General features: G+C 56.0%; 29 protein-coding genes. 7 read left to right on the top strand and 22 right to left on the bottom strand.

The features are described 5' to 3' along the window. Positions 1 to 34: 34 nt before the first annotated feature. Positions 35 to 433, bottom strand: a complete 399-nt coding sequence (locus VQ830_RS20250) for a RidA family protein (protein WP_337269957.1) — start codon at positions 431 to 433, stop codon at positions 35 to 37. Positions 434 to 573: 140 nt separating this feature from the next. Here VQ830_RS20250 and VQ830_RS20245 point away from each other — a divergent pair, with 140 nt between their 5' ends. Next, the gene (locus tag VQ830_RS20245; RefSeq protein ID WP_337269956.1) at positions 574 to 1,191 is read left to right on the top strand and encodes a TetR/AcrR family transcriptional regulator; all 618 of its coding nucleotides are present in this window, start codon (positions 574 to 576) and stop codon (positions 1,189 to 1,191) included. A gap of 385 nt (positions 1,192 to 1,576) precedes the next feature. Here VQ830_RS20245 and VQ830_RS20240 read toward each other — a convergent pair whose 3' ends face one another. Then, entirely contained in the window at positions 1,577 to 2,521 is a 945-nt protein-coding gene (locus VQ830_RS20240) for an alpha/beta hydrolase family protein (protein ID WP_337269955.1), read from the bottom strand. Between the two features lie 38 nt (positions 2,522 to 2,559). Then, positions 2,560 to 3,318: an SDR family oxidoreductase gene (locus VQ830_RS20235; RefSeq protein WP_337269954.1), complete on the bottom strand. Its 759-nt coding sequence runs from the start codon at positions 3,316 to 3,318 to the stop codon at positions 2,560 to 2,562. A gap of 96 nt (positions 3,319 to 3,414) precedes the next feature. On the opposite strand from VQ830_RS20235, the gene VQ830_RS20230 reads away from it, so the two are divergent. After that, a complete protein-coding gene (locus VQ830_RS20230) occupies positions 3,415 to 4,314 on the top strand; it encodes an AraC family transcriptional regulator (protein ID WP_337269953.1) in 900 nt (299 codons plus the stop codon). 110 nt (positions 4,315 to 4,424) lie between these two features. Here the strand turns inward: VQ830_RS20230 and VQ830_RS20225 are convergent, their stop codons facing one another. Together VQ830_RS20225 and VQ830_RS20220 are read right to left on the bottom strand one after the other, a co-directional pair. Then, on the bottom strand, positions 4,425 to 6,302 hold the full coding sequence (locus VQ830_RS20225) for a diguanylate cyclase domain-containing protein (protein ID WP_337269952.1): 1,878 nt from the start codon (positions 6,300 to 6,302) through the stop codon (positions 4,425 to 4,427). Between the two features lie 341 nt (positions 6,303 to 6,643). Next, positions 6,644 to 6,910, bottom strand: a complete 267-nt coding sequence (locus VQ830_RS20220) for a hypothetical protein (protein WP_337269951.1) — start codon at positions 6,908 to 6,910, stop codon at positions 6,644 to 6,646. A gap of 438 nt (positions 6,911 to 7,348) precedes the next feature. Here VQ830_RS20220 and VQ830_RS20215 point away from each other — a divergent pair, with 438 nt between their 5' ends. Beyond that, complete coding sequence (locus tag VQ830_RS20215) at positions 7,349 to 7,552, top strand: cold-shock protein (protein ID WP_337269950.1); 204 nt, start codon at positions 7,349 to 7,351, stop codon at positions 7,550 to 7,552. A gap of 482 nt (positions 7,553 to 8,034) precedes the next feature. Here the strand turns inward: VQ830_RS20215 and olsE are convergent, their stop codons facing one another. Then, complete coding sequence (gene olsE, locus VQ830_RS20210) at positions 8,035 to 9,027, bottom strand: ornithine lipid hydroxylase OlsE (protein ID WP_337269949.1); 993 nt, start codon at positions 9,025 to 9,027, stop codon at positions 8,035 to 8,037. Between the two features lie 1,264 nt (positions 9,028 to 10,291). Between olsE and VQ830_RS20205 the strand changes: the two genes are divergently transcribed. Then, a complete protein-coding gene (locus VQ830_RS20205; protein ID WP_337269948.1) occupies positions 10,292 to 10,792 on the top strand; it encodes a cupin domain-containing protein in 501 nt (166 codons plus the stop codon). Positions 10,793 to 11,067: 275 nt separating this feature from the next. On the opposite strand, the gene VQ830_RS20200 is transcribed toward VQ830_RS20205, so the two are convergent. The 4 genes from VQ830_RS20200 to VQ830_RS20185 are packed head-to-tail and all read right to left on the bottom strand — an operon-like array spanning position 11,068 to position 13,292. After that, complete coding sequence (locus VQ830_RS20200) at positions 11,068 to 11,376, bottom strand: PRC-barrel domain-containing protein (protein ID WP_337269947.1); 309 nt, start codon at positions 11,374 to 11,376, stop codon at positions 11,068 to 11,070. Beyond that, positions 11,373 to 11,699 (bottom strand): hypothetical protein, encoded by a 327-nt coding sequence (locus tag VQ830_RS20195; RefSeq protein ID WP_337269946.1) that lies wholly within the window; start codon positions 11,697 to 11,699, stop codon positions 11,373 to 11,375. Before VQ830_RS20195 ends, VQ830_RS20200 begins: the two co-directional genes overlap by 4 nt. A gap of 1 nt (position 11,700) precedes the next feature. Continuing rightward, positions 11,701 to 12,918 (bottom strand): Nramp family divalent metal transporter, encoded by a 1,218-nt coding sequence (locus VQ830_RS20190; RefSeq protein ID WP_337269945.1) that lies wholly within the window; start codon positions 12,916 to 12,918, stop codon positions 11,701 to 11,703. Next, entirely contained in the window at positions 12,915 to 13,292 is a 378-nt protein-coding gene (locus tag VQ830_RS20185; protein WP_337269944.1) for a hypothetical protein, read from the bottom strand. The genes VQ830_RS20190 and VQ830_RS20185 overlap by 4 nt, the downstream gene beginning before the upstream one ends. A gap of 674 nt (positions 13,293 to 13,966) precedes the next feature. Here VQ830_RS20185 and VQ830_RS20180 point away from each other — a divergent pair. Beyond that, a complete protein-coding gene (locus VQ830_RS20180; RefSeq protein ID WP_337269943.1) occupies positions 13,967 to 14,401 on the top strand; it encodes a pyridoxamine 5'-phosphate oxidase family protein in 435 nt (144 codons plus the stop codon). Positions 14,402 to 14,587: 186 nt separating this feature from the next. Here VQ830_RS20180 and VQ830_RS20175 read toward each other — a convergent pair whose 3' ends face one another. After that, positions 14,588 to 15,073 carry a hypothetical protein gene (locus VQ830_RS20175; protein WP_337269942.1) on the bottom strand — a complete coding sequence of 162 codons (486 nt, stop codon included), beginning with the start codon at positions 15,071 to 15,073 and terminating at the stop codon, positions 14,588 to 14,590. Positions 15,074 to 15,418: 345 nt separating this feature from the next. Here VQ830_RS20175 and VQ830_RS20170 point away from each other — a divergent pair, with 345 nt between their 5' ends. Beyond that, entirely contained in the window at positions 15,419 to 17,251 is a 1,833-nt protein-coding gene (locus VQ830_RS20170; protein WP_337269941.1) for a methyl-accepting chemotaxis protein, read from the top strand. A 220-nt stretch (positions 17,252 to 17,471) separates the two neighbouring features. On the opposite strand, the gene VQ830_RS20165 is transcribed toward VQ830_RS20170, so the two are convergent. The 6 genes from VQ830_RS20165 to VQ830_RS20140 form a co-directional block, all read right to left on the bottom strand. Beyond that, positions 17,472 to 17,738 carry a hypothetical protein gene (locus VQ830_RS20165; RefSeq protein ID WP_337269940.1) on the bottom strand — a complete coding sequence of 89 codons (267 nt, stop codon included), beginning with the start codon at positions 17,736 to 17,738 and terminating at the stop codon, positions 17,472 to 17,474. Next, entirely contained in the window at positions 17,717 to 18,106 is a 390-nt protein-coding gene (locus VQ830_RS20160) for a RidA family protein (RefSeq protein ID WP_337269939.1), read from the bottom strand. The genes VQ830_RS20165 and VQ830_RS20160 overlap by 22 nt, the downstream gene beginning before the upstream one ends. A 364-nt stretch (positions 18,107 to 18,470) precedes the next feature. Next, positions 18,471 to 19,229, bottom strand: a complete 759-nt coding sequence (locus VQ830_RS20155) for an alpha/beta fold hydrolase (RefSeq protein WP_337269938.1) — start codon at positions 19,227 to 19,229, stop codon at positions 18,471 to 18,473. A gap of 270 nt (positions 19,230 to 19,499) precedes the next feature. Then, on the bottom strand, positions 19,500 to 20,030 hold the full coding sequence (locus VQ830_RS20150; protein WP_337269937.1) for a VOC family protein: 531 nt from the start codon (positions 20,028 to 20,030) through the stop codon (positions 19,500 to 19,502). 71 nt (positions 20,031 to 20,101) lie between these two features. Beyond that, positions 20,102 to 20,950 (bottom strand): alpha/beta fold hydrolase, encoded by an 849-nt coding sequence (locus tag VQ830_RS20145; protein WP_337269936.1) that lies wholly within the window; start codon positions 20,948 to 20,950, stop codon positions 20,102 to 20,104. Between the two features lie 47 nt (positions 20,951 to 20,997). Beyond that, positions 20,998 to 21,822, bottom strand: a complete 825-nt coding sequence (locus VQ830_RS20140) for an oxidoreductase (RefSeq protein WP_337269935.1) — start codon at positions 21,820 to 21,822, stop codon at positions 20,998 to 21,000. Between the two features lie 187 nt (positions 21,823 to 22,009). On the opposite strand from VQ830_RS20140, the gene VQ830_RS20135 reads away from it, so the two are divergent. Beyond that, on the top strand, positions 22,010 to 22,873 hold the full coding sequence (locus VQ830_RS20135) for a LysR family transcriptional regulator (RefSeq protein ID WP_337269934.1): 864 nt from the start codon (positions 22,010 to 22,012) through the stop codon (positions 22,871 to 22,873). A 43-nt stretch (positions 22,874 to 22,916) separates the two neighbouring features. Here VQ830_RS20135 and VQ830_RS20130 read toward each other — a convergent pair whose 3' ends face one another. The 5 genes from VQ830_RS20130 to VQ830_RS20110 all read right to left on the bottom strand — a co-directional run bounded on the left by VQ830_RS20130 (position 22,917) and on the right by VQ830_RS20110 (position 25,958). Beyond that, positions 22,917 to 23,213 (bottom strand): chorismate mutase, encoded by a 297-nt coding sequence (locus tag VQ830_RS20130; RefSeq protein WP_337269933.1) that lies wholly within the window; start codon positions 23,211 to 23,213, stop codon positions 22,917 to 22,919. Between the two features lie 113 nt (positions 23,214 to 23,326). After that, positions 23,327 to 23,935: a DUF308 domain-containing protein gene (locus VQ830_RS20125; RefSeq protein ID WP_337269932.1), complete on the bottom strand. Its 609-nt coding sequence runs from the start codon at positions 23,933 to 23,935 to the stop codon at positions 23,327 to 23,329. Positions 23,936 to 24,074: 139 nt separating this feature from the next. Next, positions 24,075 to 24,296, bottom strand: a complete 222-nt coding sequence (locus VQ830_RS20120) for a hypothetical protein (RefSeq protein WP_337269931.1) — start codon at positions 24,294 to 24,296, stop codon at positions 24,075 to 24,077. Positions 24,297 to 24,330: 34 nt separating this feature from the next. Next, a complete protein-coding gene (locus VQ830_RS20115; RefSeq protein WP_337269930.1) occupies positions 24,331 to 25,107 on the bottom strand; it encodes a molybdopterin-binding protein in 777 nt (258 codons plus the stop codon). After that, positions 25,104 to 25,958 (bottom strand): cytochrome b/b6 domain-containing protein, encoded by an 855-nt coding sequence (locus VQ830_RS20110; protein ID WP_337269929.1) that lies wholly within the window; start codon positions 25,956 to 25,958, stop codon positions 25,104 to 25,106. Before VQ830_RS20110 ends, VQ830_RS20115 begins: the two co-directional genes overlap by 4 nt. Between the last annotated feature and the right edge of the window lie 51 nt (positions 25,959 to 26,009).

Below are 26,009 nucleotides of genomic sequence, written 5' to 3'. Positions count from 1 at the left end.
CCTTTAAAACATGACTGGCTCGTCAGTAAATGCGCTAAGCCGTCTGCGGTATGCGGGCGATGACCTTGATCTCGAAATCGAAACCAGCCAACCAGGTCACCCCGACGGCAGTCCAGTTCGGATATGGGCGCGCCGAGAAAAACTCCTCCTTCATCGGCATCAAGGTGTCGAACTGGTTCTGCGGGTCCGTGTGGAATGTCGTCACATCCACGATGTCTTCGAAGGTGCAGCCTGCAGCTTTCAGCGTTGCGCTCAAGTTCTCGAACGCTCGTTTCACCTGCTCGGCAAAGTCAGGCTCCGCCGTACCATCCTCCCTGCTTCCCACCTGCCCGGAGACAAATAGGAGGTCACCAGATTGAATTGCCGCTGAGTAACCGTGCTGCTCATAAAGAGCGTGCCTGTTGGCAGGAAAAATTGCTTCGCGCTTGGTCATTGTCTTCCTCTTTCATCGCACTGTCGACGCTGTAGCAGCTTCCACCAGTTCCGATTTTCAGATACGTTGCGTATCTTAAATATCCACATACGCTGCGTATGTCAAATTGAAATACATTCCGTATGTAAAACGAGGCTGTCATGGCGAAAAAACGTTCGGAAACAATGCAGGAAAATAGAGCGAAGCTCATTGCGGCGGCGCGCAAGGCATTCGCCGACAAAGGATATGCGGATGCAGCCATGGATGATCTGACGGCGCAGGCCGGTCTTACGCGTGGCGCGCTGTACCACAACTTTGGTGATAAACGCGGGCTATTTGCCGCTGTTGTCAATCAAATCGATTCCGAAATGGCAGCCCGCGCAAAGGAACGGGCCGCTTGCGAGCCTGATGAATGGAGAAGTCTGCTCCGGGAAGGAATTGCTTATATTGAAATGGCGCTTGATCCCGAAGTTCAGCGTATTGTTCTGCTAGATGGCCCCGCTGTGCTCGGTGACCCTTCCACATGGCCAAGCCAGGACAACTGTCTCCAGGTAACGAAACAAGCTGTAGAGAAGCTGATCGAAAAGGGAATCACAAAGCCTTTGGATGCCGAAGCTGCCGCCCGCTTGTTAAGCGGCGCGTCATTGAATGCGGCCCTTTGGGTTGCAGCGAGCGATGATGCTGAAACGGTCCTTCCAAAGGCTATCGAGGCTTTCTGCGCGATGGCCAGTGGGATTCTCGCACCGGAAAGGTCATTTGCTTCTGCTGATCAGCCTTGAACGGGCTCAACGGGACGGCTGAACAGCGTCTCCTTGTAAGGCGAAACTGCCTCGGCAATACGCGCCTAACACCTTGCGTAGGTCATACATGCTCTTGATGGTGCAATTTGCTCATCGATCATAGGAATAAATGCTCCACAGCCTTTCACGCCGGTCATGGAGGCGATGCCGCTTTTGCCATCTTCGACTGTCCTTATCGGCGGCGCCCTCTCGTTCGGTTAAGTGCCGAGCCTTGCACGCTCAGGCAGGAAGCAGGAAGCGACGTTTCGGCAAGCCTTTGCACCTCCTGCGTCGTCTGAGCTCGGCCGCCGATTTTGCCTTCACACAAACCTACTTACAGCGGCCAGCGCAGTTCGACTTTCATTCCTGGCCGTCGCCCCGGCGATCAGGGCGCCTTTTCTGTCGCGCTCGCTAGCGAGCCGGCCTCGCTCTGAAGAACGGAGCATACTCTCGGCCAGGCGCCCTTGTCTTGCCCAAGCGCCGTCTGAAGCCAGGCAAGCGTGAGACGCCTCGTCGCTTCCAGAACATCGGGCGCTTCGGTCTCTGTTTCCTTGGCATCCAGAGCTGCAATTCCACCAAGGCCGTGCCCGACGCCGTGCATCGTCAGCATCGCAGCGGCACCTGGGGCATCATGAAATGCATCTGCATGCCACTCAGGGCCGCGGGATGAAAAACGCGGGTTGTCCATATCCCCGCACACGACCAAGCTCTGCGTCGTTAGGGTCGAGAAATCGACGTCGAAAAACGGAAAACGTTCAGCACTTTCCGGGTTCATGTCTTTGCCGCCCCGTCCTGGCGTTGTTAGGAGAATGCCCGCCGAAATGCGAGGTTCGGAGAAACTCTCGCCGTCCAGTTGCGCCCCAAGCAGGAGCCCGACGGTGTGGCCTCCCAAGGAATGGCCCACTGCGGCGATGCGCGCATGATCCATCCGGCCAGCCACGGCCGGCGCCTGCCGCTCGATTTCTGCCAAATGGTCGAGGATCACCTTCATCTCCTCGACTCGCTGGCGCCAGAAGAATGGTCCACCGGCTGAACCGGGCGGCAGGCCGCCGACCCGCGAACTCGCATGCGTCGGCTGGATGACGACAAACCCTCTCTCAGCCCAGAACTGGGCGAGTGGTGCATAACCATCCTTTGATGGGATGTAATTGGATGGGCCGAACCCATGCGACAGCAAAATGATCGGCAGGTCACCACCAGAGGCGGGCGCGGTCAGACGCAGCTCCAGGGGCTGGCGGCCGGGCATCGGAAGGCGGATTGGCGTGTAGGCCACGGTGAGAGAGGCGTCAGGTGTGGGGATATGCTTTGCGAGATTGATCAGATTGTTCATGGTCTGGACCTTTGAAAGTGGTTTGTTGATGCTGGGGCTCAGGCAGGCGAATGGCCCGCCTCCCGGAACCAGCTCTGCGCATCCGCGCCAGCTGGGATCTTCATCGGGGTGTTGATCTCTGTCGCAGAACGCCAAACAGCCTCAGCGACGTCACTTGCCGTCGTAACTTCGGTGCCGGAACGCAATCTTGCTAAGTAGTCTCCGACGAAGGCTTCGTACGGCTCTGGAATTTCCCTCCCCATGCGGGCAACGGCATTCTTTCCGAACTCTGTGGTCGGCGCCGAACCCGGCAAAACAAGTTTGGCGCGGATGCCGAACAGAGCCGCTTCGATGGCAAGGCTCTCTGTGAATGCATTCAGCGCTGCCTTGCTGGCGCTGTAGAGCGATAGCGCGGGAAGCGGTCTCAGCGTAACAGCGGAGCTCACGTTGATGATGACACCCGAGCGACGGGACCGCATTTGCGGGAGCACAGCTTTCGTCGTCGCCATCGCGCCGAAGACATTTGTCTCGAAAAGCTCGCGGATTTTCGACAATTCCGTGCCTTCGAGCACGTTGAGCATACCGACGCCGGCATTGTTGACCAAAGCATCGATTTGCCCTGCGGCTTGGACCGCCTTGGCGATACTGTCAGCGCTTGTGACATCGAGCGGCAGGATTTCGAGCCTGGCGTTCGCAGCAAAAAGATCACTGCGCGGTACACGCATGGTCGCGACAACGTCCCAGCCGCCGTTGAGGAATTTTTGCGCAATAGCGAGACCGAAACCCGACGAGCAACCTGTGATGAGGACCTTTGGCATTTTCCAACTCCTGATGTTGAACATACCCAGGGTGGATCAATCTCGTCGGACTTGCTATGAGTGCATGTCCAGATATGATTAGCAAAAGTCCGAGATATGACAGATCCGATCGCCGAAGCCGTCTCCATGCTGAAACCAAGCTTGTCAATCTCCAAGTTGGTCACGGGAGCAAGCCGCTGGCTGGTTGAGCGGACGGAGCTTGGAAGCCCATTCTATTGTGCCATCGTCGAAGGGCGCTGCCTGATGACGATTGCAGGTCGTGAGCCTATGACATTGGCTGCCGGCGACTTCGTCCTTGTCCCGAAGATCTTCTCTTTCACAATGAGCAGCATGGAGCCGCCACCACGCGGCGCGCTCGCTCAACGTCTTGAAACCAGCCCTGGTGTCTTCCATTTGGGCGAGCCGGAAGCACCGGCAGAAGTCAAGGCACTTGTCGGCCATTGCACGTTTGGCTCGGATGACAAGGCTCTTCTTGTGTCATTGCTGCCGGAAGTCGTCCATGTCCACGGTGAAGAACGACTTTTGGCTTTGGTTCGCATGATAAATGAGGAGACAAGGGCTGACCGTGCTGCGCGCGAGATAGTACTTCAACGGCTGCTTGAGGTTCTGCTCATCGACGCATTGCGATCGGCCGCAAGTGCCAAGGCACCCCCGGGTCTTTTGCGTGGAATGGCTGATCCGCTTCTGGCGCCGACTTTGCGCCGGATCCACGCAGATCCGGCTCGCAGTATGACGGTGGAAACGCTTGCGCGCGACGCCGCCATGTCTCGTTCGACGTTCTTCGATCGCTTCCGCAAAGAAATCGGTGTTGCACCGATGGAGTATGCGACGGCTTGGCGCATGTCGCTAGCGAAAGAGTTCCTCCGCGAGGGCACACCCATGGCGGACATTGCTCAACGCGTCGGCTATGGATCAACAAGCGCCTTTAGCGTTGCCTTTCATCGGCATGTGGGAATGCCGCCAGGCGCCTACTCACGCGCAATTACCGCAGCATGAGGAAAGCCTCTTGCATATGCCGAGCAGAGCTTGGCGCTCCCGATACCGGACTAGACTGACGTTCCCGACAGGACCTGGTGACAGTCCGTATCCTCGCGGATGCCTTGTTCTCAGGCGCTACGCTCTGAGAGCGCGCAAGAGCCACTCCTGACGCAGTCCCGTCCTGCTGCCTTGGCTGCATAGAGCGCGGCATCAGCAGACTTCAGCAATTCGTTGACGGACCCCGTCTGCGTGCATGCGACGCCCATGCTGACCGTCACCACCTTCTTTTCGGAGAAATCATGTCGGATTGCGCAGGCACGAACCGCTTCACAGGCCGTTGTCGCTATGGAAACAGCCCGGTCAGGGTTGGTGGCCGGCAAAATGACTGCAAATTCCTCGCCACCATAGCGGGCGACGATGGCACCACCTACCGCCTTGAAAACTTCCTTGATGATGGCCGCGACCTTCTGCAGGCATGCGTCGCCCTCTAAATGCCCGTAGCCGTCGTTGAAGGCCTTGAAGCTGTCGATGTCAATCATCACGAGCGAAAGCGGCTTCTGCGGCCTGGAGACAGCAGCGCGTTGAAGCGCGGCATCAAACGCCCTGCGATTTAAAAGCCCGGTCAGCGCGTCCGTCGCCGCAAGATTAGACAGTTGGTCATTCAGTTCGGCAAGTTGTGTCTCGCGATTGCGCTGCACCGTGACGTCGCTGAAGATGATCATCGATCCGCCATTATCGGAAGGGCGCGTGCGCGCTTCGATTGCTCGTCCATCGGCGAGCCTGATCAGCCGGTCGCCCGCCGTCATCAGCATAGTGGCGGTCCGCTCGACAACCTCTTGCCTGTCCGCGGTGGGCGCTATTTCTTCGCTTCGATCCAACGCTGCTCGTACGATCTCCCTGATACTGGAGCCAGGAACACGGACGTCCGCCGTCAGCGGAAAGAGTTCATGGAAGCGCCGGTTATGGAAAACGAGAACGCCCTGCGAATTAAACATTGCCAGTCCGTCGACCATGCTTTCGATCGCGTCAGTCAGCAGCCGTTGCGTCTTCTGCAGCTCTTGCTCCAACTGTTTTTGAGCGGTGATCTCTCGGTTGTGGGTGATGATGCCGATAGTTTCCCCGCTGTCGTCGAAGAGAGGTGCCTTCAACGTCGAGAGCCATGTCTCCGCACCATCTCTCCTAGCGAACTTCTGCTCAATTGTGAGCGGTGTCCCTGAGGACAGAACATCCAACTCAGGAACACGAAAGACTTGAGCCGTATCAGCGCTGTAGAAGTCAACATCGGTTCTTCCTATCAGCAATCGGAGCTCAGTGCCCATCAGTTCGGCAGTCGCGGGATTGGCGATGACAAAACGGCCATCTAGGTCTTTGGCGTTCAAGCAGTCAGGGAGCGCCTCGATAACTGCGCGATACATCTGGTTTTCCTGGGTGACCTTCTGACGCCTGAATTCGTGAAGGATTGCGAGACCGGAAACTAAGGTGGCAAGGCACAGTATCAGCGCAAATGGCCCCGTGACGTCTGCAGTCAACTGCAGCCACCGAGATATATGAAAGCGGCAGTAGAAACCGATGACACCGCTGAGCGCCGCCCAAAGCGAGAGGATTGCGATCCCTTTGAGGGACGGGCCTTGATGTTTGGACAAACGATGTAGAGCGAGGCCACCTAAGGACGCCATCAAGATCTGCGGTATGGCTACGGTTACGCCTGTGCCGCCAATGGCAAGCCGACGGGCAAGCGCCGTTAGGAGGGGCAGCACGACACCAAGAGGCCCGCCGAAGTATCCAGCAATAGCCAGAACCGTGTATCTCGCATCGAGAAAAACGCCTGGAATGAATTGGAAGGGAACGGCCATCGTTCCAAGGACGCCGACGGACATGACTAACCCGAATACCAACGTACTTCTGTCCTCGCCAAAGCGAAGCGTATGCTGACGCCCCAGCGTCCAAACCGAGGTCGCGATAGCGACGACGGCTAGGTTCAGGAGTAGTTCGTGCCAATGGTCCATAGAGGAAGCCTGATTAGTGTCGGTTTCGACTAATGCCAGCAATTCATGAAGATCTGGTTGGACTTTGAACTTAGTTTTTCTTTACTGCTTCAACTTAACGTCCGAGAAATGAGCTGGTAAAAGCCTCAATTACTCACAACGGGCCAAGTGTGATTTCAAAGCCACGACCTTGTTTGACCATCTGTCTGTCAGCGACAGCGATAAGATTCAAGCGGCCATGGACGTGACCGTCTGAAGAGAGGACATTTAGGGAAATGCAGGCAAACAAGTTATGTTGGCGATGCTAGGCAGTCTTAGCCCAAAGCGACGGAGCGCGCTGCGACTAGTGTTTGCTTGAGGCATTACCAATTTGTGCTCAAGAGGTCTTTCAAAGCGGCATTGTCGAGCATCGCATCCGAAAACAGCCGCCTTAGCTTCGTGTTTTCGTCTTCCAGCATCTTCAGCCGGTCGGTCTCGGGAATGTCCATTCCCCGAAGCCTGGACTTACATCTGTTGCTGCTAGCATCCTTGGCGGCGTGTCGGGGGCAACGGCCGGAGCCCGGCTCACCAACTTCTTGCTCCTTCACAAGGCCAATACCCTGCTTGTCCATAGAACGTGCGCGCTTCATTCTCGGGTCCTTTCGATGGACAAGAGATTACCTCAAACTGCATCAGTTCGGCGGGGCAAGGTTTATAAACACAGCGTTCTCATAATGGACGTTGACTCGCCTCAACACATGTATTGTTGGAGGAGTCAGGCGGGAGTCCGAGGTTGTCGTCACCTGTTGGAGAACCCGTCAAGGCACGCTTTCTATATCCAGGCCTCATTGGGTCTTTCTGAGATTTCCGGCGCACATTTTTCCAGGAAGTCGTGCAAATGGGTCCTCCTGAACCATTAATCGGGCTATTTCCTGTTGAATTCAGTCTCATCGATATTGGTTGTCAGGCGGGTATAAAGAGTGATAGCACATCGTATCTGTTGACTGCGGGCCTATCGCCAGCCATAGGTGCTGCTCACGACTGCGAGCGATAGTCGAAGACGTCGTGTACTGAAAAATGAGGACATAATGGCAACTGGCACTGTGAAATTCTTCGCCCAAGACAAAGGCTTTGGCTTCATCACCCCGGACAACGGTGGTCCCGATGTATTCGTTCATATCTCAGCCGTTGGCTTCGGCGGTGCATTGAAGGACGGACAGAAGGTCAGCTACGACGTTGGCCAGGATCGTAAGACCGGCAAGTCCAAGGCAGAGAACGTCACCGTTCTTTAATTGTCGTCCCGGCGGCGATCTTTGCGAAAATCTCCGACCATCGGGCAGCGCAGAAACTTGCTATCGTTGAGGCACCAAGGCCTCAGCGCATTGGCGAGCAGATTTAGCTGATTTCTAACGTGCGGCGCAGGGTCAACGTTTTGGTTGCCGCCGCACGATATTTGTTTGCGAGGGAGCGAGCGCCGCGCCCTCGCAAATACTGGCAACGGCTGTCACGTCACTGTTGCCGCTGCGGAAGCGTGTGGCATTCCGCCGGTCACGGATCTTATATTCTCAGATCTCGTCCTTGAACGCTATCATTATCGTCTCCTTGAGTTTTGTGTACAGCGACGGAAGCAGTGATAGTGCGCCGATCGTCCTTAAGGCGGTCCTGCGCTCATGACATCTCGGACCGCGTCAGCAAGAGCCTCCCATTCAAGATCGCCGGAACGTCATCTCACTGACACATTCCTGGAATCTGCGCCGGGCCTATGGCGAAGACGTCACTCGCTGTAGGTTTCGGCTGGGATTGAAATCGAGGCAGTCTCCTTCGATGCTGGGGTAGGAACGCTTGCTTTGATTTCATTCGGCTTGCGTCCAATGATCTGCCTGTAACCCTTGACTGAAAAAGGCTGCACGAGTTGTCCCCAGAAGCCGCTAGCGACGCGCCCGGTGATTCCAATATCGGTAGAGGATTGGCGGGGCGGGTTGTAGTAGGTCCCTAGCAGCTGGTCCCAGAGGACGAGGTTTTCTCCATAATTGGTATTGCCTTCGGCAAGCACGCGCGAATGATGCCAGCGGTGAAGGCGCGGTGTACTGAAGATCCAGTCAAGGGGGCCGGTGCGCACCGCGATATTACAGTGGGTCAGCAGGCCAATGAAGGCCGTCACGGCGCCGATCCAAAGGAACACATCAAGCGGCGCCCCTATGAAGTACAGAGGGATTTGGCTCAGAGCAATCTTGACGAGCGAGTCGACGAAATGGAAGCGACCGGTATTTATGACCCAAAGCCGCTCGACGCTATGATGCAAAGCATGGAAGCGCCACAAGGAAAGATGCTCGTGTGCTAATCTATGCGCCATGTAGAGGCCAAATTCTGCAATCACGAGACCGAGCACCACCTGGGCCATCAGCGGCCAATGATCTGGCCACAAATGCACCGGAGAGGTGAATACTGGCTGGGCAACCGTGGCAACAACCATGGGAAAGAGCGCGCCTATTGCCGCAGCTATCTGGACGGCACCCTTGTTGAGCAGCGTGTGTGCGATATCGTTGAGGGCTTCACCGTCTTGGACCAGCCAGGTTTTCTCATAAGGCATGAGGCGTTCGAAGACAGCAATGACGGCGACTACACAGAGATAGACAAGATTGAACCAGAGGAGTGGCGCCGATGACTTGAAGGCGAAGTCAGCGCCTGCCAGGCCGGCGCTGAAGATGCAAGGCCAGATCAGCCAGGAAATCAGACGAGACGAAACAGAGGCATGCGGATAGGACATGGATCAGCCAGAATTGTGAATGGAAAGTGCCAGGGCGGAATGGCGCCCTAGGGCGGCAGCGACTATCTAGCTTCGCCCAGGAAGCGATTTGTGAATGTGCACCGGGAGTGTACTGCTAAGTTCGGTACCGCAACAGGTTTGATCCGGCAATAGCAAAGGCTCGAGGCAGCGATCAACAAACTGAAAGTGCGCTGGAGACGGCTACGCCGACGCCGCAACTGGACGCCGAATGGCATCCGCAGCTCGAACTTCAGATGTCTACTGCAGCAGTGTGATTGCCTGTCATTGTGGCAATCGCTCCAGGAGTGAGCGCAGTGACCGTGATACAGTCGCTGGCCTAATTTTTCGTGATACCACCGTTATCAAGACAGAGGCCGTCTTCGAATTTTGGATACGTAAGCAGCGGATCACAGGAAATGAAAGTCAGGATTCTGAAATAAGGATGCAAAAGGTAGACCGTCAGAGACGAACTGTGCGCCGTCACGTTCGCCAGATTTGAGCGAAAGGCCAGCGCGAGAAAAACCTCAGGGAGCGGCCATCTGACCGGCGATGGAGGGAGCAAATCAGTCTCCCGGCGCCTTCATCACACCGATCAGTATTGAGAGATAAGTGCAGTGTGGATATCGGGATTAGACCAATCTCGTGCACGTGTTTATCGGCGCAGTTCTGGGAAGGCAGCCGAGTATCGGAGCTGGTGTTAGGCTGGGGCGCAAAAGCGCGAGTCCGTTCTTTCCTCACAAAGCGCTGCGCAGCGGTGTGACGAAAACGAAAAAGCCTGCCGCGGGAGGAGGTGCGGCAGGCTTTTCGAAAAGAACCGAACAGCAACTGGGAGGAGGAGTGTTGCTGTTCCCGCAAACGACCTTGGGAGGAGGAGTAGGCCGTCCGCATACTGGACCGACGCGGGAGGAGGTGCATCAATCCAATGCGCAGACAATATCAAATCTGCTCGCTCATTAAATAGACATTGGTGCAGCGCAGTTATGCAAAAAATGCAGATCAATCGAGAGATGGGGTCCAATAACCCACAGATAGCGCTCGAGGTTGATGATCTCCGCGCCTTCCCGTCACGGCAAGCGTAAATCCCATTGCATAACCGAGCCACATATCAGTATCCTGGTCATGTACGCTAAGATCCAACGTGCGCGTGGTGGATCTCGTCAGCGAGGTCAACGGAGTTTTATGGCTTTCAAGCTGACATTGTTCTGTCACCGCAGTCGGAAAGCAGCGTTCGTTTCTAATAAAATCGACAATATGGGAGGATCGCTTGTCGGGTCACGATCATGATCATTCGAGTGAGGACCGCTGGAGGCACAATGGTGTGCGTGTGATAAAGGGAGATCAACTCGACGCCAATACCGCGCAAACACCCGGTATGTTTCGTCAAGCCGCCATCAATCAGGCTCGCGTCGGCGCACAGAAAATCTGGGCTGGAACTGTTGCCATCGAACCGAATGCCAAAACAGGTGTCCATCATCATGGCGAACTGGAGAGCGTGATCTTCGTCATCAAGGGCAAAGCACGCATGCGCTGGGGAGACCATCTCGAATATGTTGCCGAGGCTGGCCCGGGTGACTTCATTTTCGTTCCTCCGTTCGTGCCACACCAAGAGATAAATGCAGACCCGAACAACGTTCTGGAATGCGTCCTTGTGCGATCCGACAACGAGGCTGTTGTTGTCAATATTACGGATGTTGACCCGGTAGAGAAGCCGGAAGAGGTCTATTGGGTCGACCCGATCCATCAAGAACCGGACCAACGATCATAAGCATTCTCTTGCTCATAAGAGCTTTCAAGGATCAGAGCTTCAGTCCGCAATAGGCTGTTACGATAGCTGTCATGAGGTTTAAACTGCATGGCCTTCATAAGACGGCGACTTGGCACGGATCGAACAGCCCGGATGCCTCATGATTTTATTTTACGAAATGCTTCTTTTTCGCATTGGGTGGTTTGATGACGCTTGCCAAGCCAAAAAAATGCTCGTGCGAGATTGAAGATGGATCAGCCGGCTGATCTTGGGCGGAGCGAGCGGTTAAAACAGTGTCATTCAGCCGTTTTCAGCGCATTGACCTCGCAAAGAAGTGTCGGGCGATCAGGTTCGCTAAGGTCGAGCATCTCCCATGGGATGGAACGCGTGGGATGGGATCCGGCACCGACCGCACGGAGGATCGAACGCCCGATCTCAGCGGCCGAAAAACGCTCAAGCAGAGCGAACGCACCAATATGATATTCTCGTATGACAAGATCGCCGCCTGAGGGCTCCGCAACGATCTCCTCGATGCGGCCGATGGCTTTCCCCTGCTTGTCGAAGACGCGTTTGCCAATGATGTTTTGAGCGAAGATTTCGTTCATGACGAGCCTCCAGGGATCCAACGCAGGACATTCTTGCGCAGCCACTCCTGCCATCTGACGACTGGCAGTGCGTCTCGATCGACCTCGACGTCGACGTCGACATCGATGCCAACATCACGGACTCTGTCATAGGAAATTCTAAAGCGTCGCTTCGACGTGCTCAGGCCGAACCTATCCTGGACAACGCCTGAACCAGTTTCCAGCGCAGTCACACGCGGCGGCCCCCTTTCGCTGAGATTGATGACGATGCCATCCACGCGGCCGATCGGTCTCTCCTCGCTATCGACCAGTTGCTTGTCGAGAAGGTCTCTTACCAGGTGCAAATCACCCTCCCCAGATCTGTAATGGTATCGTTATGATAGCGAATAGGAACGCCAGCCCGATAACGAACAACACGACCGTATTGCCGATCCAACCATTGACGTGCTCGCCTACATATTTCCGGTCGTTCATCAGAAAAATGAACGGAACCACACCGAACGGCAGACTAACCGCCGTCACAGCCATCGAAAAGATCGTGACCTGCAGCGGATCAAGACCAAGCGCGATCGGGACCACGGCGATGATGATCGAGGCGGTGTAGACAAGGCTGAAGGCCGGATCACTTTTCGGCTTGGCGTTTTCGGACCAGTTCCAGCCAAAGCCCTGAGCCACGAGGTACGACTGTGCCAGAGACACTTCCAGTGCGGCGCCGAAACAGGTGATCATCAGCGAACCACAAAATAGGTAGAGCCCCCACCCTCCAAAGGCTGGCGTCAATATCATAGCGATCTGTTCGTAGCCATCGATGCTTTCTATTCCATGCGTTGGATAGATCATCGCGGAAAGCACGATAATGGCAACCGAAATGATTGCGCCAAAGCTCATGCCCAGCGTTGCGATCGCTTTGTTGATCCCGAAATAGGACTTGTCCCATTTGTCCTCAATGGCGCCCGATGAATAGAAAAAGAAGAGATAGGGCGAGATAACCGCGCCAAGGATACCGACTGCGATGAACGCGTAGTGGAGAATATCTTTGTCCGGCAGGCTCGGCACAGTGGCTTTCGCGACCTCGCCCCACAGCGGGTCCATGAGGAAGGTTGCCACAACGAAACTCAGCGCGAGAAGGCCGAGAAAGGACACGCCGTCTTCGATGATGCCGAAAGTGCCATTCCAGAGAAGTAGCCAGACCGCGACCGCAACAGGCAATGCCCACCATTGGAAACTCCAGCCGGTCATAAATTGGAGCGCCAGAGAAACGCCGCCGATTTCAGCCGCCAAAACCATCAGGTTGACAATAAAGGTGACAGCCAACATGACGAGGAACATGTTGGAGCCGAAACGATCGCGTATTCCGTCGGCGATAGTGTGATGACTGGCAATAGCAAAGCGGCCCGACATCTCTACAAGGAAGATCAAGCAGATCGTTCCGAGTACAACAGCCCAGATCAGCTTGTAACCGAAAGCGGCACCCGCTTGCGCCGAGGTTGCAATCAAGCCCGTCTCGAGGAAGCCGCCCACGCTGGTGACGATGCCAAGGGAGATCTGCAGGAGCTTCTTCATGCGCGCGGCATCCTGTTTTTGATCTCCGCACGGCGTTGACGCAGTGCTTCCAGTCTTTGTGACACACCCACCCGATCCTCTTTGGTTGCGGCCTCTGACGCCTGATGAATAAGGACGGGAATATCCTTCACATCATTTCGGGCGTTGTCGTCGAGCTCAGCCAAGAGAGCGCTTACCTCCTCCTGGCACCGCTCAAGAGCAAGAGCGCTGTAAGTCTCGGGGACGATCCGTCCCGCCCTCGCCTCGGCAATCATTTCCGCGCTCGCCGTCCACGACAGGATCGTGTTCAGCGCTTTTTGCTGCTTCTGTGACCCATCCGAACACGACGTAGCCAGGATGCTGACAGCAATCACGAGCAATATGTCACGGCTCATATACCTCATCGTTGCTGCGTCGTCCCTCTGATGCTCGGCCCTTCAACCCTCGTCACCCTCGGCATAACATCGTCGGTGATGGCGCCAGCCAGGACCCTAAAACAGCTCGCGAGCGCATCCTGACGAAACGAAGCACAGTGTCGATCATACTACCCCGCACGCATGCCGGCTCGTTGGATTTAAGACAGGAAATTGCAAGGACAAGGAGCGCAGTACTGTGTATGCCGACGGACACCAAAAGGACGTCTGGGACTTAACGGGGTAAACGTCCCTCCAACCTCTGATGCGACGTCCTGTTTCCTGAACTCGTCGGCGATAAGTCCGAAAAATTTACCCGTCGACGGCGCCTCGGACGATGATTTCCAGGACCGCTGAGGCATAGCTTAGATGGGCATGAGGGCCAAGTCTTTGGCGATTGATGCACCGGCGCGCGGGAGCGGTCAGTACGCGGGAAGGATCGAATTGACGAATTGGGATATGATCGTCATCCTCGGCCTGTTCCACTTGCGACGGCTGACAATAAGAAGTCGCCTGTTCTTGCCCGCTCAACTGCACCGAGGGGGGCCGAGCAGGTCAACAACAGCAGCATGCGTCCTGCATGTGTTCCACGATATTGCGCGTGGAACCTGCTGGGTTGGCGGAAGTTCACCACTGACACCAACGCGGAGAAAACCATGTCCGAAATGTCGCTGTCCGACATCGCTTCCAAGATTAAGAAGATCGACTTCTGCATGATGTCGACCAAAGGATCGCAGGGCGAGATATCAAACCGGCCCATGAGCAATAACGGCGACGTCGAATACGATGGCGATAGCTGGTTCTTCTCTTATGAGGATACGCGAAAGGTGGCCGATATTGAACGCGATCCGGGAGTGACATTATCGTTCACCGAGGCGCCGAGCCTGCTTGGCAAGCCAGGCATTTTCATTTCGATAGAAGGAAAGGCTACGCTCATCAGGGACAAGTCATTGTTCGAACAGCACTGGACGAAGGACTTGGACCGCTGGTTCCCTCAAGGCATCGACACGCCTGGTATCGTGCTCATGAAAGTCCATGCGGACCGCATCGCGTATTGGGATGGGGAAGACAACGGTACGGTGGGTGTCTGAACAGAGAGTGCTGTGATCGGCGTTCACCAATAAAGGCTGGCGGCGCGAGGATCGTAGCAACGCTAGAGCAGTCTCCGCCCCAAGAGACGTCATGATATACGCACTGCGCTTCAAAGATCTGGTTACGGGTCTACGAAGCGCAGTTCATTTTTCGGTATGAAACGTCTTAATTGATAGACCTATCGCTCACTGACGCTGCCCTGCATCAAGTTGGAGTTCTTTTGCTGGCTTTTGCTTGTATATCTCACCTGAGAAATCGACATGAAGCTCTGAAAGTTCGTCACCGCTCCGCCGGGCAAGAATTTCAAAATGCTTTGGTTTGCGTCGCACCTCACCGACGATTGACCAGCCTTTGGCTTCCAAGGCTTCTTTTACGACCTCTAAATCTACCAGGTCCGATTGATGCACGCCGCGCGACTTGTGGTGCGGCTTCTTATGCTCAATCATCACCGGTTCCAGACCCTCGGCAGAAATACGCGTAACCTTAATCTCGGAAGGTCGACGCTCTCCCTCGACTGATATCGAAAGCCCCTGTTGAAGCGGAAAAACCTCCGCCCCTTTAGGGCCGAGATCCGCTAGGATTAAGCTGCCGTCATCTGTCGAAATCGTGAAACGATGGGCAAAAACGTGCTGTATGACGCCCTCAAGGGCGATGGTTTCGTTGTTCGGCATGATTTTCTCCGTAGAGCGCCCAACCGCAGGCGCAAGCTACAGGTGGGCGGTCTCCAGCTAGGTTTCAAGACAACTCCAGTGGAAAGCCGCGTGGCCGATGCTCATCGAAAACCAACCTTCAGCATCATCGACGGAAGAGAGCGCCGTGTCAGTGACGAACGATGCCACTTGCCGCGCATTATCTCACGGCCGATCTTTACCATAGAGGTTTTGTTTAAATTTTAACTCTAAACTGAGCATCCGGATGCATGCAGCATTCGGTGGTGCGTATGAGACGCAGAACTTGTTGGCCGCGTTCTTCGTTTAAAACGTGGACGACGCCAACTCAGCGAGCGGTGCGCATCAATGAAGAACATGAAAATTTCGCTCCAGCTGTTTTTGCTGGTTGGAGCCATGATCGCGACCTTCGCAGGTCTGACATTTTTCCAGATACGGTCTTCGACGGCAGCTATCTATCACGAGCGCTACGAAATGCTGCGCACGCACGTAGAAACAGCCATCTCCGTTTTGAAGGACTACCAGGGACGGGTCGAAGAAGGCCGGTTATCTCTAGAGGAAGCCAAAAAGCAGGCTTATGGCCAACTGAACAAGATGAGCTTCAATCCGGACGGCTATTTCTACGGATACGACTACGATGTCGTGCTGGTCTTTCACCCCACCTCGCCGAGTGTTGGAAAAAGCAACAAAGGCGTGAAGGACGCCAATGGTTATGCCTACCGCGACGAACTCGTTCGGTTGGGCCGCGCCGGCGGCGGCTATGTCGAGTTCCTCGGCCCGAAACCCGGCAAGGATCCGAATGACCGCAGCTACCCCAAGGCGAGCTACGCCAAGGTTTTCGAACCCTGGCAGATCGTCATCATTACGGCGCTTTATACGGATGATCTGAAAGAAGATATCCGCAATTCAATTATCAAGATCGTCGGCGGCTCTGCCCTCGCGTTCCTGCTGGCGATCGCTGCAGCCTATGTCATCATCCGTGGCATTTCACGTCCGCTCAATGCCATCCATGATGCACTCAATGCTGTGGCAGACGAAGATGTCACCTTGAGCATCCCCCACACTGACATGGGTAATGAAGTCGGCAAGATGGCGCGTGCAACCAAGGCGCTGCAGGAGAAGGTCCGCGAGCGTCAGACGATGCTTGCGCGACAGGGCGAACAGAGCCGTGAACTCGACGCCGAGCGACAGCGCAATCTGGAGACACAGCGCCAAGAAGCCGAAGAGCAGGCGCATGTGGTCACTACCCTGGGCGCCTTGCTCGAGAAGCTTTCCGTCGGAGATCTTACGGTCCGTTGCAATGATCTGGGCCCCAAATACGATGGTCTGCGCTTCAACTTCAACGATGCCCTCGCGCGCCTTGAGCAGGCCATGAGCCGCGTCAACCTGAAAGGCTCCGATATTGGTGTCTCAAAGGAAGAGATACGCCGTGCATCCAACGAACTTGCCCAGCGTACCGAGCGTCAGGCGGCAAACCTCGAAGAAACCTCCGCAGCAATCGACGAATTGACGGTGGCGGTTCGCCAAACTGCGGAGGGCGCAAAGGAAGCTGCCCAGAGGGTCAAGGCCATCAGCAGCGAAGCGCGCCAGAGCGATACCGTCGTTGAGAATGCCATTGCGGCAATGAGCGGCATCGAACAATCCTCCGCAGAAATTGCCAAGGTCACTGGCGTTATCGACGAGATCGCCTTCCAGACCAACCTGCTGGCCCTTAATGCGGGCGTTGAAGCTGCGCGCGCTGGGGAAAGCGGCAAAGGCTTTGCAGTCGTTGCGCAGGAAGTGCGCGAACTCGCGCAGCGGTCCGCTGCCGCCGCCAAGCAGATTAAGGACCAGATTTCCCGCTCCGGCGGCCAGGTTGAGCAAGGCGTTCAGTTGGTGGCGCAGGCTGGCGAGGCACTAAAGCGCATCTCTACACAGATCGACGCAGCCAACAACGTCGTGACGCGGATTGCCCATAGTGCAGAAGAGCAGGATACGACGCTTCGGACGATCTCCTCAGCGATGAACCAGCTTGACACCGCAACGCAGCAGAATGCCGCCATGGCGGAAGAAACGACAGCCTCGGCGGAAGTGTTGGCGAACGATACCGGCGACCTGCTCGATCTTATCCGCGGGTTCCGCGCCAATAGCGGCGCACATGACCTGAATGATGTCGCGCAGCGCATGCGCCGCGCTGGCTAAAAATTCTTCCGACGGCGTGTCGACCGAGCGCCTGTAGGATAAGGCGGCCGGGTGTTGGCTCGGGGAACGAGGGTACCGAAGGCCGGCTGATGCTTGAGGTCGCCGGGCGCTAAACTTTGCACCGACCTTTCCACAGAGCGGGGTGACAAACACGAAGTATCATCGTGCTTTGTTCTGGAGGGGCATAAGAACCGCCTGTCCGAACAAGCGCCCAATGATCTCAATCTGCACTTTCAGTTATTGCAGTGAAGGGACCTCGTTCGTCGTATTTGTGCCCAACAAGACGTAGCCAGCAAAGACGTTCAATCCCCCGACGATCAGACCGGAAGCGAAAGACGGCAACGCGGTTGCCTAAGCCGGTAGCCGTGTCGATCGATACATCCACCCCCAGGATCGCATCATCATGGAAGGGCACATTGGCAAGCCGCGAAGTAAACGTGACATCGCCCGCTTCGATTGTCGGCACTACCGCTTGACGGCAATACATTTAACTTCCGCGAGAAGTCCCTGGTGTGCGAGCTCTGAAACACCGATGCAAGTCCAAGCACAGGTTCCCCTTGGAAACAGCTCGTTCTTAACGGTCCGGAACACATCCATATGCTTCGACATTTCCACGTGATAGCTTGTCATTTCGACAATATCGTCAAATGTGCAGTGCGCGGCTTCGAGGACGATCCGTAAGTTCTCCCACATCGCTCTGAATTGCTCTGAAGGATCATCGATGATCGTGAGCTCCTTCGTCCGTCCAACTTGGCCAACCACATAAACTGTGTCACCAACTCTAACCGCGGGCGCATAACCTGCTCGGCTGACGATTTCCTGCATGTCGTCGGGTATGATGATCTCTCGATCCATATGTATTCTCGCACTGTTTGCTGGTTGTAAGGGCCCCTGGAGCAGGCATCGCTCAGTTTCCACGACCGATGACCAAAAGAGTATCAAGAGCCGCAATCTCCGATGCTCCACCACTTCTCCTGCCAGGGCATCTTTCTGCTCCTGGCAGGGCGTCTTTCTGCGCGTTCGCAGTTGCAGTCGAGAAGTTTCAGCCCCTGCTCGACCGCTGAGCATGCCGCTCTTCATCGTAAGGCCTCAGAACGACATTTTGACAGTCTCTTCCCAAGCTCGGGTACATGTCTCAAATTGCCGCGGCACACTCCTAAACGTGAAGCGGCTCACGGCTTCATTCAGGCGAGCCCCGCATTCGGGATGCATGCCGGCGCTACTTGGCTGCCTCGGCTGCGTCCTCGATGACCTTTGCAACTGCGGCAGCCTGGGAGATGTAGATTGCGTGGCTGCCCGCTACCTCCGTCACCTTTGAACCAGCACGCTTGTACATCCAGCGCTCAAGCTCGGGGTTGATCGTCATGTCGTCCGTCGCGACAATCGCGTAGCTCGGCTTATCGTGCCAGGCGGCAACTTTTACCTTTGCCTCCGTGGCAGCGACCGCGACCGGCATTTGAGACCAGGCCATGAACTCAGCCTGATCCTTTGGTAGCTCGGCGCCAAAATCAGCGGCGAACTTCGCTGGGTCGATCCGTAGGAAGCCATCCTTTGTCGGCTTGATATCATTGGTCGGTGACGCCATGGATTGGAGCAATTGTGCGGTGCTCTCGCCCTTTTCTGGCTGCAGCGCCGCAACATAGACAAGTGCTTTCACCTTGGGATCGTCACCCGCCTGCGTGACAATAGTGCCCCCATAGCTGTGACCGACGAGAACGACATCACCGTCCTGTCGATCGAGCACACTTTTCGTGGCGGCGACGTCCCAATCTAGGCTTGTCAGCGGTTGTTGAACAATGCTGACCTTATACCCGTCGCGGGTCAGTATGTCGTAAACGCCGCGCCAGCCCGAACCATCGACAAGCGCGCCATGAACAAGCACGATGTTGCGGGTAGCCGCTAGCGCCGGAGCTGTCAGAGCAACGAAAGACAAAAGCGCGGCCGTAAGGCCAAAAGCTGGCTTATCTACGATAGACATAATTGAATATTCCCTGAGTTTCTGTTTTTGATGTTCCAGATCTCATCTCGCCAGCGAGACTCTAAGCCTTAAACAATGGCCAGTTCGCCATCTGTCGGCGCCCGCGCAATCTGTACGGGAAATGACGGATCTGGGAGAGGCGCCGATTGCTTCCCCGCCAGCAGGCTAGGGCAAGAGGTGAGGACGCGACCAGCCAACCCTTATCCGCGGTCGTTTACCGGGTGCGATAAAAGCTGCAGCGAGACTTTATGCTTTTCAGAGCTCACGTTTTTATTCCTCGTCCTGCCACCTGCGCAGATCCGTTTGGTCGTGGTAGGCCATCCGGTCCGGCGTGGTGATGAATTCGATGGTCGTGCCCCATGGCATGCGGCAGTAGCAGACCTTATTTCCAGGACCTTTTTCGGTTGCGTAGGGAATAGCGCGCGGCGCCGAAAGAGCGGTACCACCGGCTTTCTCAAAACGTGCAACCGAGGCGTCGATATCGTCGGTGTAGACGCCAAAGTGCGCGATGCCGAAGTCGCTCGCCCGAACTGCCTGAGCTTGTTCGGGCCCATGCATTTCAAAGAGCTCAATGTCGGGGCCTGTTCCGATCTTGACCATGGCCTGCGCCCGCACGACCGTTCCAGGGAAGGCGCCAGTGGCACGCTCGAATTCAGCGCCCTGCCGCGGCGGATCCTGTGTTCCGAACGACTGGTAGATGACCTCGCCACCAAATGCGTCCACGAAAAATGATTTTGCAGCTTCGATGTCGGGCACCGTAATGCCGATGTGATTGACACCGCGAATGACGGGTGCGGTCATGATAGTCCCTTTCTTTTTTGGATTGATTGAACGGTAGAGATGCGAGCGACGCGCGCCGGGATCGCAGTGTTTCAACTGGCTTTGAGGAAATCGATCAGGGCTGCCGCGACTTCACGCGGCTTTTCGTCCGCCACATAGTGGCTGCACCGCGCAATTGAGCCGCCCCTTACATTGCTGGCGAACTCTTGAAGCATCGGGACCATGTGGGCGCCGAAGCGCTGCTCGCCGCCAAGACCCAGAACCGGTATGCCCAGCGGTTGTTTTTTATATTCGAGTGCGGCCGCATGGTCGGTTGTCAAGGTGCGGTACCATTCCATGCCGCCGCGCGTGCGGCCGGGAAGTGCCATCGCCTTGGCGTAAATTTCGATATCTGCCGGGTCAAAGCTACTGTGATCGTAAAACCGCTCCGCCATGAAGGCTGAGACATAGTCATACTCCCGGCCATAAATCAGCCGCTCCGGTAGATCGCGGTTCGCGTGGAAGGCAAAGTGCCAGATCTTAGCGGTTGTTGCCTCCCACTGCGTCCAGCCAGGGAGAGGAACGTCGAGGACGGCGAGATGCGTGACAGCCTCCCGATAAAGGGCAGCCTGCGGCAGCGCCACCATGCCGCCGATGTCATGACCGCAAACGGCGTAGCGTTGGTGCCCAAGGGCAATCATGACCTCATGCGCGTCGCGGGCCATCGTCGCCTTTTCATAGCCATCAAGCGGGCAGTCGGAAAATCCGGCGCCGCGAAGATCAATCGCTACCACGCTAAAATGCCCGGCCAGCAAGGGCATCACGTGGTGCCATTCCCACCATGTTTCGGGCCAACCGTGGAGGAGGAGGATCGGTGGGCCTGATCCTCCAGCGACGGCGTTGATCTTGATGCCGTTCACCGGCAACAAGTGTTGGGTGAACCCTTCCAAGCTTGGGATCATGATCTCTTTCCTGCCAATTTTGATTTTAAGCAAAGCTAGCTATCGGCTCAGGGCTGATCGAAATCAGTAGCGATCGTGATGTCGCGCCAAGCGTCGATATCGCTGCGGAAGGAAGCCAGTTTTCGCTCAGCGATCGCATGAGCCGCAGCCCCGAGCGGAAGATGAAGCGGGGCGTCATCGGCATCGACCGCTTGCAGGATCACCGCGATTGCCTTGTCGGGATCACCGGCCTGATGGCCATTGTTGGTTTCGCGGTAGTGCCGACGAGAGCTCGCGGCATATTCCGGCATCTCGTTGGCCACCATGGTTATCGATCGCCCAAGGAAATCGGTGCGAAATGGTCCTGGTTCGACGATCAGAACGCGGATGCCAAACGGCTTCAACTCGCCGGCGAGTGCTTCCGAGATGCCTTCCACGGCGAACTTGGCGGCGTTGTAATAACCACCACCGCCGCTGCCTGCGATGCCTGCACCGGACGACATGTTGACGATCGTTCCGCCCGTTCGCCGCAAGACCGGCAGGGCAGCTTTCGTGGTTTCGATCAGACCAAAGACGTTCACCTCGAACATCGGTCGATATTCGTCTGCTGTGCCTTCCTCTATCGCGCCGAATAGGCCGTAGCCGGCGTTGTTGACAAGCACGTCAAACCCGCCAAATGCTTCGGTCGCCTTTGCGACCACCGCTTTGACTGCGACAACATCCGTCACATCGAGCGGCAATGTGATCATACGACCACCAAAAGGCTCAGCCATCTCTTCGATTGTTTTGACATTGCGCGCTGTGGCGATGACCTGATCGCCGCGCTCAGCTGCAGCGCGCGCGAGCCGCCGTCCGAAGCCGCTTGAGCAGCCTGTGATGAGCCAGGTTTTCATGACTTTGTCTCCGAGTTGCTTTCAGTGAATGCCATAGTGAGGCTCCCTTCGCCCCGAGCGGCAGCCCGCTAAGCCGCGCTTTTGGAAGAAGGATAAATCTCATCTAGGAAGGAATTTAGGTTGATTAGATTTGTTCGTTAACTGACATTAATGTACTCTCGGCGTTCATTTGTGTAAGGGATCTCCCATGGAGTGGAGTGACGTCAAAATCTTTCTCGCTGTCGCCCGATCCGGCACGCTCGGCGGTGCTGCGCGTTCTCTTCAGACCAGCCATCCAACGGTTGGAAGGCGCCTGCGCGCGCTTGAGCAATCTATTGGTCACGTTCTCTTCCAGCGAACATCAGATGGCCTCGTCTTAACCGAGGAGGGCCACGGGATCATTGCGCTGGCGGAGCAGATGGAGGAAGGCGCGCTGGCAATGGAACGCCGGCTTGCGGGGCAGGAACAAAACCTCAAAGGCAGTCTGCGCATCTCGTCAGCGGACTGGTTCGGCGCCTATGTACTGCCTCCCATCCTTGCCAATTTTTCTAAGGCCTACCCCAATGTTGATGTGGAGATCTTGACCGGCACACGTCTGTTCAATCTGGCCCAGAGGGAGGCGGACGTCGCCTTTCGCATCGTCCCCTTCAACACAGCCGACGTCGTTCAGCGCCGTCTCTTCAGACTGGAATACGGTGTCTACATTGGCGAGGAATCATCGGATCCCCAATATGGCGACGGAACTGGTTTTCGCTTGATCACCCACGACACCTCAACTGGCCAGTTCCCGGACATTGCTTGGCTTATCGAGAGTTTCCCCAATGCAAGACCAGTGCTTCGATCAAACAACCGTCACGTTCAAGGGCGAATGTGTCGGCATGGCGTCGGGATTGCGGTCCTGCCGCGCGTAGTCGGTGATCAGATCCAGGGTATTCGCAAAGTGGACCTGCCCAAGGCACCGCCCGCGCGAGACATTTGGATGGGATATCACCGAGACCTCCGGCGTCTTCAGAGGCTTCGGGCCTTCATTTCTACCGTATCGGACCATCTCGCGCAGGTAACCTCAAGATGAGAAAGCCGGAGGTGATGAAGCTGGCTGAACATCCGCGAGCCTTCTATCCCCTTCTGGCAATCTCCTTGTGTCGTTCCACCACAGTCGTCACGATGAGCGTCATCAGATTTTCGACGAAGTGCTGACTGAGACCAAGCTCATCGGCGACAGTCCTTAGTCGATCCATTTGACGTTGCTCGCGCTCGCTGTCTGTCGCCGGCATTGCCTGTTCGGCTTTCAAGCGGCCAATTTGCTCGGTACAGCGAAAGCGTTCGGCCAGGATGTGAAGAAGAGCCGCGTCGAGGTTGTCGATGGTCTTCCGATAGGACGCAAGTTGTCCTGCCGCATTGTGGGTCGTCATTTGATTATCTTCCAGGTGCTATGAGGCTCATCTGGGCCTGCAGGAATGGAATGTCGGAAATAGAAATGCACTTTCCATCATGCCGGCTTTCGCATGGGAAGCGCGATGCGCATTCATGGCCGGGCGTCGCCACCCCACCGTTCTGCGCTCTGCATCTTGCGACGCGAAAGTGAAACACTCAGCCAAACTGCCGAGAGCGCGAAGTAAAAAGCGCCGACGCCTGCGTAGCCCGCGACGGTTGCGATCGACGGCTCCTGCGGCATACGCGCTTGAAAGATGAAAAGAGCGCCCGCTAATGCAGATTGGCCACCGCTTAAGATCATCGCCCACTGACCCCCACTCGTTTTCCAGCGCCGCACAGCCGTTCCAAGCTGCAGAAGCCCTGAAAATATCGCCCATAAGCCGAAAGCAGCGAGTACCCAATTCATGCTCATCATCAGCGCCAAGATGACGACAATCGTCATGAACGAGCTTGCCGTTACATTGATCGCTTGGCTGCGGTTCGCTGCCAAGCCACCGCTCCTAGCTGCATCGACAAGGTTTGCGAGTGCATCCCAAGCGGGATAGAGGATCAGCAGTGTGGCAGCGACTGCAAACGAACGCTGTCCGACGGTAAATGCTGCCGTCACCCAAAGCACGGAGAATGCTGCACGGGTATAGTAATATTGCTTGAGCCATTGTTCACCGCCTCGTGTGGCATTGGCCTTCTGTTGATGAATCATTGTCGTCTTTCACTTTTCAGGTTGGTGAATTTCATCGAAGGCTGCTCACAAGAAGCAAATGTGCCTTCCAAAAGGGGTCGTATCGTCCCAGGCGAAGCGGCCGATTCCATCGCTTTCGCCTGAGACTTTTGCGCATGCATCATCCTGCGGGATTGCGCGGGACACGATCTTTTGCGCCGACGGGCTTGCTGTTTTGTGAGCATCCGCGTTTCTCGAACGCCTCGTTGATTGCGCCTTGCCGCTTGGCGATCCATCGCCCGTCAGGATCCGACAGGATGGAGTTCGTCTGGCCGACGTCGACCCGTCGTGCCGAGGCTGTAGCGGAGACCGGGCTTATCTCGTGAACTTTGCCTCTCGTCATGAGCTGTCATCTTTCGGTCTACTGGTTGAACGTATCAAATGCCGGCATACCACTCGTAGCCTCGGTCCTCCCAATATCCTCCGTTTCCGCCCCAAAGACCGGCGAAGCTGTCAACGAGTTCGATGCGCATGATGTATTTCGCCTGCTTGTAACCAAGCTGCCGCTCGACCCTCAGCCGCAAGGGAGCGCCATGACCGACGCTGAGGTCCTTGCCGTTCATCTGGTAAGCGAGGATCGTTTGGGGATGAAACGCATCGATGAGATCGATGCTCTCGTAGTAGCGGCCGCTTCCATCGAGTGTCTTTTCGAGCTCGTCGGCGCAGTGCAGCACAACATAACGCGCCGTCGGCTTGATCCCGGTCGAACGCAGGAGGCGGGCGAGCGGAACGCCGGTCCACTTCCCGATGGCACTCCAGCCCTCCACACAGTCATGGCGGGTGATCTGCGTTCGGGATGGAAGCGCCTTGAGATCGGCAAGTGAAAATTCTTGGGGTCGATCGACCAATCCGTCGATCTTCAATCTCCAGCGCTCGAACTTGCCTTCCAATAACTGCGCATATTCTTCGCTATCAGGGGCACTCGTGCCGTTGACCCGAAAGGAGGGAGATATGTCTTTTTCCTCAAACTCGCGTGCCAGAGCGTCGCGCCCCTGAAGTAGTCTTTGGGTTTTCATCGTCAGATGCTCGGCCGAACGAAGGATAGTGCTTACATCAGCATTTTGGTCCAACAGGTCGCATCCAGAAAGGGTCAAGGCGCTGGCGCCAAGTGTGCCGCCGATTAGAAAGCGACGTCGGGTAAGGGACGTGCTCATGCATTCGGTCCTTCGTCACGGATGGCATAAAGCCCGGTTATCATTGATCGGATATTGTTCCAGGTCCCTGACAGCACCACCATCACGACATGCACGACGACGAAGATCACGAGCGCTGAAGCTGTCATGAAATGAATGGTGCGCGCGGACTGGCGTCCGCCGAAAATTTCGACGAGGCTCGGCAGAGCCGCGTCAACGCCTGGCGACATCGTCAGTCCTGTCAGGACCATCAAGGGCAAAAGAACGACAATGACCAAGAGATAGGTTAGCTTTTGAAGCGCGTTGTAATGCCTGGCTTCTTCGCCTTCGGGAAATCTCAGACGAGCGTGGTTGAGGACCTCCTGGCCGAGATGACGCGGCGAAAGCTCGTGCGCCTTTGGAGCAAGGTCTCGCCTGAAATGGCCACTCAGCAAACTGAATCCCAAGTAGACAATGCCGTTGATGACAAAGAGCCAGGCAAAAAAGAAATGCCAGCGCCGTCCGGCGGCTAGATCCTGAAAGGATGGGATTGTTGCCCAGGAGGGGAAAGCGCGTACACTCGGCTCTCCATCGACATCGGAAATACCAAGGACGCCGGTGGTTGGTAATTCTAGTCCCGCGACATCGACGAATCCCCTAAGCTTGCCGCCTTCTTCCTTCGAGCCAATTGTCAGCACGGCAGCATCGCCGTTGGCGCCATATTGGCCCCAGTAAAGCTCGGGATGGGCATTAAATATCTGCAGTCCGCTTAAAAGGAGAAAACTCAAGTAAAGCACGTTCAACCAATGCGTGAACCGCGTCACCACTGAATGGCGACGGATAAAGATTTTTCGAGAGTTTCGGGCATTGGCATAGGAAATGGTTTTGCTCATCTCAGCATCTTTCGTCTTCGACATCTCATGGATACAGGGATCCAGCATCGG

It is taken from the genome of Oryzifoliimicrobium ureilyticum, from assembly GCF_037199735.1.
In the GTDB taxonomy this organism is placed as follows: domain Bacteria; phylum Pseudomonadota; class Alphaproteobacteria; order Rhizobiales; family Rhizobiaceae; genus Rhizobium; species Rhizobium ureilyticus.
Note: the sequence above shows the minus strand (reverse complement) of the source record. Positions and strands in the feature narration are given on the sequence as shown.

Bases quoted from the DNA above. Each gene is read 5' to 3' on its own strand.
- VQ830_RS20250 (WP_337269957.1), bottom strand. From the start codon at position 433: ATGACCAAGCGCGAAGCAATTTTTCCTGCCAACAGGCACGCTCTTTAT.
- VQ830_RS20245 (WP_337269956.1), top strand. From the start codon at position 574: ATGGCGAAAAAACGTTCGGAAACAATGCAGGAAAATAGAGCGAAGCTC.
- VQ830_RS20240 (WP_337269955.1), bottom strand. From the start codon at position 2,521: ATGAACAATCTGATCAATCTCGCAAAGCATATCCCCACACCTGACGCC.
- VQ830_RS20235 (WP_337269954.1), bottom strand. From the start codon at position 3,318: ATGCCAAAGGTCCTCATCACAGGTTGCTCGTCGGGTTTCGGTCTCGCT.
- VQ830_RS20230 (WP_337269953.1), top strand. From the start codon at position 3,415: ATGACAGATCCGATCGCCGAAGCCGTCTCCATGCTGAAACCAAGCTTG.
- VQ830_RS20225 (WP_337269952.1), bottom strand. From the start codon at position 6,302: ATGGACCATTGGCACGAACTACTCCTGAACCTAGCCGTCGTCGCTATC.
- VQ830_RS20220 (WP_337269951.1), bottom strand. From the start codon at position 6,910: ATGAAGCGCGCACGTTCTATGGACAAGCAGGGTATTGGCCTTGTGAAG.
- VQ830_RS20215 (WP_337269950.1), top strand. From the start codon at position 7,349: ATGGCAACTGGCACTGTGAAATTCTTCGCCCAAGACAAAGGCTTTGGC.
- olsE (WP_337269949.1), bottom strand. From the start codon at position 9,027: ATGTCCTATCCGCATGCCTCTGTTTCGTCTCGTCTGATTTCCTGGCTG.
- VQ830_RS20200 (WP_337269947.1), bottom strand. From the start codon at position 11,376: ATGAACGAAATCTTCGCTCAAAACATCATTGGCAAACGCGTCTTCGAC.
- VQ830_RS20190 (WP_337269945.1), bottom strand. From the start codon at position 12,918: ATGAAGAAGCTCCTGCAGATCTCCCTTGGCATCGTCACCAGCGTGGGC.
- VQ830_RS20185 (WP_337269944.1), bottom strand. From the start codon at position 13,292: ATGAGCCGTGACATATTGCTCGTGATTGCTGTCAGCATCCTGGCTACG.
- VQ830_RS20180 (WP_337269943.1), top strand. From the start codon at position 13,967: ATGTCCGAAATGTCGCTGTCCGACATCGCTTCCAAGATTAAGAAGATC.
- VQ830_RS20175 (WP_337269942.1), bottom strand. From the start codon at position 15,073: ATGCCGAACAACGAAACCATCGCCCTTGAGGGCGTCATACAGCACGTT.
- VQ830_RS20170 (WP_337269941.1), top strand. From the start codon at position 15,419: ATGAAGAACATGAAAATTTCGCTCCAGCTGTTTTTGCTGGTTGGAGCC.
- VQ830_RS20165 (WP_337269940.1), bottom strand. From the start codon at position 17,738: ATGTATTGCCGTCAAGCGGTAGTGCCGACAATCGAAGCGGGCGATGTC.
- VQ830_RS20160 (WP_337269939.1), bottom strand. From the start codon at position 18,106: ATGGATCGAGAGATCATCATACCCGACGACATGCAGGAAATCGTCAGC.
- VQ830_RS20155 (WP_337269938.1), bottom strand. From the start codon at position 19,229: ATGTCTATCGTAGATAAGCCAGCTTTTGGCCTTACGGCCGCGCTTTTG.
- VQ830_RS20150 (WP_337269937.1), bottom strand. From the start codon at position 20,030: ATGACCGCACCCGTCATTCGCGGTGTCAATCACATCGGCATTACGGTG.
- VQ830_RS20145 (WP_337269936.1), bottom strand. From the start codon at position 20,950: ATGATCCCAAGCTTGGAAGGGTTCACCCAACACTTGTTGCCGGTGAAC.
- VQ830_RS20140 (WP_337269935.1), bottom strand. From the start codon at position 21,822: ATGAAAACCTGGCTCATCACAGGCTGCTCAAGCGGCTTCGGACGGCGG.
- VQ830_RS20135 (WP_337269934.1), top strand. From the start codon at position 22,010: ATGGAGTGGAGTGACGTCAAAATCTTTCTCGCTGTCGCCCGATCCGGC.
- VQ830_RS20130 (WP_337269933.1), bottom strand. From the start codon at position 23,213: ATGACGACCCACAATGCGGCAGGACAACTTGCGTCCTATCGGAAGACC.
- VQ830_RS20125 (WP_337269932.1), bottom strand. From the start codon at position 23,935: ATGATTCATCAACAGAAGGCCAATGCCACACGAGGCGGTGAACAATGG.
- VQ830_RS20120 (WP_337269931.1), bottom strand. From the start codon at position 24,296: ATGACGAGAGGCAAAGTTCACGAGATAAGCCCGGTCTCCGCTACAGCC.
- VQ830_RS20115 (WP_337269930.1), bottom strand. From the start codon at position 25,107: ATGAGCACGTCCCTTACCCGACGTCGCTTTCTAATCGGCGGCACACTT.
- VQ830_RS20110 (WP_337269929.1), bottom strand. From the start codon at position 25,958: ATGAGCAAAACCATTTCCTATGCCAATGCCCGAAACTCTCGAAAAATC.